At 44.7% G+C, this 4,765-nt stretch carries 4 protein-coding genes and 1 pseudogene; 3 read left to right on the top strand and 2 right to left on the bottom strand.

Annotation, left to right across the window (positions count from 1 at the left end):
- Positions 1-861, top strand: a pseudogene (locus tag ACFFAP_RS35910) (hypothetical protein); the annotation flags it as partial.
- Positions 862-966: 105 nt separating this feature from the next.
- The gene (locus tag ACFFAP_RS35905) at positions 967-2,166 is read left to right on the top strand and encodes a hypothetical protein (protein ID WP_375515680.1); all 1,200 of its coding nucleotides are present in this window, start codon (positions 967-969) and stop codon (positions 2,164-2,166) included.
- Between the two features lie 59 nt (positions 2,167-2,225).
- Here ACFFAP_RS35905 and ACFFAP_RS35900 read toward each other — a convergent pair whose 3' ends face one another.
- Positions 2,226-2,747 (bottom strand): hypothetical protein, encoded by a 522-nt coding sequence (locus ACFFAP_RS35900; RefSeq protein ID WP_375515679.1) that lies wholly within the window; start codon positions 2,745-2,747, stop codon positions 2,226-2,228.
- Between the two features lie 580 nt (positions 2,748-3,327).
- Between ACFFAP_RS35900 and ACFFAP_RS35895 the strand changes: the two genes are divergently transcribed.
- Positions 3,328-3,801 carry a hypothetical protein gene (locus ACFFAP_RS35895; RefSeq protein WP_375515678.1) on the top strand — a complete coding sequence of 158 codons (474 nt, stop codon included), beginning with the start codon at positions 3,328-3,330 and terminating at the stop codon, positions 3,799-3,801.
- Positions 3,802-4,364: 563 nt separating this feature from the next.
- On the opposite strand, the gene ACFFAP_RS35890 is transcribed toward ACFFAP_RS35895, so the two are convergent.
- Positions 4,365-4,765 (bottom strand): SDR family NAD(P)-dependent oxidoreductase (locus ACFFAP_RS35890; RefSeq protein ID WP_375515677.1); only part of this gene is annotated, 401 nt, incomplete at its 5' end.

Below are 4,765 nucleotides of genomic sequence, written 5' to 3'. Positions count from 1 at the left end.
GAGCAGGAATTGAGAATTGGGCTACAAGCAGAAGTATCGGCCAGAGCAGAAGAACAAGTAATTAAGCAAATTCAATCTCTGCAAAACCTGTACAAGCAACAAAGGGAGCAAAACATCCAGTTGCAGGAACGGCTGGATGAGATGGAGGGATTGAAAAAGCTGGAAATTGAAAACCAACAACTCCAGCAGCGCATTCAAGAATTAGAAAACGCGGTTCAACAGCGCTCTTCTCAAGAATGGGGGAATACCATGACCCAGCAAACGACTAAAGCGTTGAACAAGCAGGTCAAACTTGCCCTAGAGAAAACCATTGATCTGCGATCGCTGGCTGTTGAGCCACCCAAGGAGAATGCCCAAGAATGTCTGCGGCTGATGGGCATGGCTTTGAAGAATCTCGCCAACGCTATGAACAACACCCAAGCGCTTGAAGCGGCGGCCATAATTTTGGGAAGTGAGCCAACACCAATTGCGATCGCATATCGAGCCGAGCAACTAGAAATGCTTCCCCAGGCGATTAGTGACATTAGGGCAGTGCTGGCTAAACCTGGGTGTACATGGGAAGACTTTTGTGCAGTGGCGCAAGAGTACGAAGTGATTAAATCAGTCTCTTGGGCGGAATTGACCACCCAAGAGACTGATTTAATCACTGTTCTCCAGAACGCATCCTCTCAACCAGACACTATTGGCATCGGTTCTATAGTTGCTCACGCTGACCCATACCGCACTTTGTATGTGGAAAGAGGTGAGGTAGTAGAAGAATTAGGAGATGAGGTGATAGTGGCTTGGGATCACTGGAAGGAGCAATCAAAAAAGACTGACAGGTATTTCCGAGATGAGTTGCGATTCTGGCAACCTCAATAAACTTCTAGTATTTTGGTGATTTTTTAGACAACCAAATACAAGTACCAAACCCTGCAATCGCTGTAGGGGAAATTTGGTGCGTCAACAAAAACAGGAGATTTTAGAATGACCGCAACTATTACCAGACCCAAGCCCAAAAAGGCTGCTGCCACTAAACCACAGTCACCATATAAGCGGCTTCATGTGATTATTCCCATCGAAGATATGCTGTGGGCATCGCAGCAAAAACCATCAGTGAATCAGCTATGGCAGGAGTGCTGGACGGCTGACCCTTATGGTTCTCGGTGGATGCCTCTAACTTCTGCTTTGGGGTACAGTACTTTTATCTCTGCAAAGAAAATTCTATCTGACAGTGGGCTATTCATTTTCAAACCCGACAAGTCGATTCAAGACGGCCGAGAAACAGCTAGCTGGATGGTGAAAAATTTGCATGGTAGTCGGATGAAGGAATTTTGGGAGAAAGCTAATTCGGAAAAACAAGAACCAGATGCTGAAAAACGAGAATCAAATGCTGAGATTTCAGAGATAGATGCTGGCTCTGAAGAAATGCGTGCTTCGTATAAAGCATCTATTTTAGGTAAAAGTCAGTCAAAGCAAGGGTTTCAGGAAACCTCACGAACTGCTCAGAAACACCTCACAAACTCATCATTTGAGTTTGTGAGGTGTATCTCTGACACGCTTACAGGAAATTCGCGTGAGGAGGAGACGGCGAGTGCGCCCTTGGGGGGCGCTTCGCCTCAGTTTGTTCAAAGCGTGTCAGAGAAAGAGAAAGACTTGCCTGTGGCAATGGACTGCACGACGCTAGCGCTTGTGGATGATGCACCGAGTCAGTCTGCTTCATTGTTGGCTAAAAACCAGGATTGTAGTATTGAGGCGAAAGACTTTCATGAAGGTACTTTTTCCGCCGCGCCCGTTGCTCAAAGTGAAAAACCTTTAAATTCTGCGATCGCTAATCAAACACAGGAGGAAGTAGAACAGAGTAATCCTACTCCGTTGATGGTTGAAAACTCAGTTTCGGGTGTAGAAATCAAAGCAGATAATGAGGGTAAAGGTTCTGCCGCGCTTGTCCCTGATCCTGAAAAGTGGTCACATGAGGCGATTGTCGCAAGGTCGAATCTACGACCGGAGCGGATGCAGAAACTCAAACTTGCGGGAAATTCGGGGCAGAATCCGGGGTTTGAGTTTTTGCAAGAGTGCTGGAATGATGACCCTGCTTTGCAAATTGTCGTTAAAAAACTATTGGCGAAGTTTCCACAGTGGGGAATTGCGATTGTGGATGGGGTATTGGTTGATTGGGAGAGGTAAAAATCACACTGTCTCAGAATAGCGTGCAGCTAAAGCGATTGCTGCTTAACGGTTGTAGATCAAGATTCCCTTGCATTGATACCGCGCAACGACGAATTACTTTCTGAAAACGGGGACGCATAATCTGCAACTCGCTCCCATCCCCATTTATAAGCAGTGTCAACTAGAATTTCTTTCCCATTTCGGAACTTGATAAATTCCTGACCGTGGTCATAAAATATATCTGCAACCAGTTGATTACGCTCGTCGTAACCCCACATATCCACTGCTGCCCTCCACCAGCGCTTTCCGGGGGAGAGCAATTGTTCAAGTTCTAAATACTCCGGCTTCCAGTACTTGGTGCGCCATTGATTTGCCAATGCCTCGATTAGTGTCGCAGTCGGATAGATCGGCTTCAGGTTTTCTTCGAGCCAGAGTATATAAACGATTGCGCTCCTGAAAGCATCTTCTAAACTTAAGCTTGATGCTTCTAGAGTGTCTTGAAGTTGCTCGTCACTGAAATTTACGCCCAGCGATTGCAGGGCTGGAGCATACAAATCAAATAATTCTTGTTTTACTGAATCGGCAGACCAGAACCACATAAGAAAAAGAAAACTCCTGCTGGGTGGAGGTCAGCAGAGGAGCAGGGGAGCTCTTGAGCAGGGGAGAGGCTTATACCAAGTTCTTTCCCCTCTGCCCCTCTGCCCCTCTGCCCCTCTGCTCAAGAGCTAACCACCATGCATTGTTGACTTGGCAGACTACTAGGTGGCTAAATAAAATTTAGCATTTAGCGTGCTTCATGTTGATGTGGGGACGAGTAGCGATCGCAATATGATCTCCTCAGCAGCAATCAGCTAGTGCAGATATTTAACTAAATGAAATTTTTCACACAGGCAGGCAGTGAGCTAATGATTCGCTCACTTGCTCAAGCATTTTTAGGAGAGCGATGGCTTGAGAACTTTATAAAGTAAAGTTTTGTAAAATTTTCAATCTTTTGCGAAAAACTTGAGTTTTTGGGTGAAGACTTAATAGCCTAATTATAGCCTCCAATCTCCGATGTTGAGCTAAACGCTCATGTCTGGGTGATTTTGCTATTTTTGCCCAAATTTTTCTCGGCTCTTATTTCGGCAAAGGTATTGATAAATATCAAGGTTTTATTCTCAGTCAGCAACCTCAATCAAGATGAAAGTATTACCCTACGAAAGTTTTACAATTTTGACACCTGATTCACTGCTTATAGTTCTGCAACGACTAAACGCCAAAGTTGAACCTACCAAAACATTTAGATTTTCTCAAAAACATGCCCCTTATCAAGGAAGCATTTCTAAGTCAGGTTTTAAAATCAGCCGTATAATCCATGACCGCAACTCACTTGTATTAACGATTCGAGGTCGATTTGAAGTAGAACCCCACCAGACGGTGATTCATGTACAAATGAATACACATTCTTTTGTGATGGCGTTTTTAGGACTTTGCCTTTTTCATTGGTATAGTACAGTTGTTTCCAGAATATTGGCAGGTGCTATGCCTTATCACATGGCTGCATTATCTCTGAGTTATCCTATGCTGATAGGAGTCATCTTTTGTATAGCTTTTCGGTCAGAAGCGAACCGCAGCCGTACTGAATTGACGAAGATTATTCAAGGACAAATATAGTTAAAATTCTTTTATTTTTAAGAGATTGCATTAGTCCAGATAAAAATAAAACTATGACCAGTAAATGTGGACTCACTTTAAGAGTTGTGTAAAAATAACTTGAATACTTTTTATATGAAAGCTAGATTCAAAAACTATTTCAGATAAAATTTGTACAACTTATTTTTTCGAGTGTAGAAGTCAAAGCAGTTGATGAGGGTGTTCGCGCAGCGTCTGGTAGAGAAGCTTCCGCCGCGCCCGTGCCAAATCCTGATAAATGGTCGTATGAGGCGATTGTTGCTTTTGTCGAATATGCGACCGGAGCGGATGCAGAAACTCACGCGTTGCGGTAAATTCAGCGCAGAATCCGGGGTTTGACTTTTTGCAAGAGTGTTGGGATAGTGAGCCAGCGCTGGTGATAGTGATCAAGAAACTGCTGGCGAAGTTTCCGCAGTGGAGTATCGCTTGCGTGGATGGGGTGTTGGTGAATTAGGAGGAGTAGTGAATCTGTACAATCGAGAAGAGTTTGGGCTTGCTGTTTAATACCCAGATACCCTTGTCTAGAGCATTACCCGGCAATCTAGTTAACTTGATGACACCTCAACGACATTTTGGGCAAAGCTTTTATAAGCATCGCCCATTTGTTTAGCTACCGAGTCAGGAAAGACGTGAAAATCCCCAGCTTTGAGAGCTTTTATTATCCCGTCTGCCACAAGTGCAGGTGGCTGTGCAACCTGACTCATTCCTGCCGCATCGCTCATATCCGTGGCAATCGGACCAGGGTGAACACTTAGCACAAGCGTGTCCTGCTCACTCAATAGTTCTCGTAATGCTTGGGTGATTGAATAGGCCGCAGCTTTTGAGGCACAGTAAGTGGCAGAGTCAGGGAAACCCTTGAGCGAAGCAACAGAATTGATTTGGACAAAGACACCACCTCCATTGGCTTTGAGTACCGGGGCAAACGCCTGAGCCATGTAGATCAATC

The sequence above is a fragment of the uncultured Nostoc sp. genome, from assembly GCF_964245575.1.
GTDB lineage: Bacteria > Cyanobacteriota > Cyanobacteriia > Cyanobacteriales > Nostocaceae > Nostoc.
This window is presented reverse-complemented; position numbering and strand designations above follow the sequence as displayed.

What these genes read in the sequence shown, in the direction of transcription:
- ACFFAP_RS35900 (WP_375515679.1), bottom strand. Translation starts at nt 2,747, where the DNA reads ATGTGGTTCTGGTCTGCCGATTCAGTAAAACAAGAATTATTTGATTTG.
- ACFFAP_RS35905 (WP_375515680.1), top strand. Translation starts at nt 967, where the DNA reads ATGACCGCAACTATTACCAGACCCAAGCCCAAAAAGGCTGCTGCCACT.
- ACFFAP_RS35895 (WP_375515678.1), top strand. Translation starts at nt 3,328, where the DNA reads ATGAAAGTATTACCCTACGAAAGTTTTACAATTTTGACACCTGATTCA.